This window comes from Rhodoferax sp. UBA5149 (genome assembly GCF_002413825.1).
Classification (GTDB): domain Bacteria; phylum Pseudomonadota; class Gammaproteobacteria; order Burkholderiales; family Burkholderiaceae_C; genus Rhodoferax.
In genome coordinates, this window is record NZ_DHXT01000039.1 from 1 (window position 1) to 506 (window position 506).

Annotated in this window: 1 protein-coding gene; it reads left to right on the forward strand. The window is 62.1% G+C overall.

Annotated features, from left to right (window positions below):
• The coding region (locus B3V69_RS02905; RefSeq protein ID WP_296443624.1) for an ATP-binding cassette domain-containing protein at positions 1-506 on the forward strand (506 nt) is incomplete at both ends.

Below are 506 nucleotides of genomic sequence, written 5' to 3' on the forward strand. Positions count from 1 at the left end.
CTGAAAATCGGCTCCACCGTGCAGCTCGGATATGTCGACCAGTCGCGCGATGCCTTGGATGCCAACAAGACGGTGTATGAGGAAATTTCCGGCGGCACCGACATCATCGAGTTCGGCAAGACCAAGATGAACGCACGCGCCTATACCGGCGCCTTCGCCTTCAAGGGCGGCGACCAGCAGAAGAAGGTCGGCCAGCTTTCGGGCGGCGAACGCAACCGCGTCCATCTGGCCAAGATGCTGAAGTCCGGCGCCAACCTGCTGCTGCTGGACGAACCCACCAACGACCTGGACGTCGACACCCTGCGCGCGCTGGAATCGGCGCTGGAGGAATTTGCCGGCTGCGCCATGATCATCAGCCATGACCGCTGGTTCCTGGACCGCATCGCCACCCACATGCTGGCCTTTGAGGGCGACAGCCACGTGGAATGGTTCGAGGGCAACTATCAGGATTATGAGGCCGACAAGAAGCGCCGCCTGGGCCAGGACGCCGACCAGCCGCACAAGAT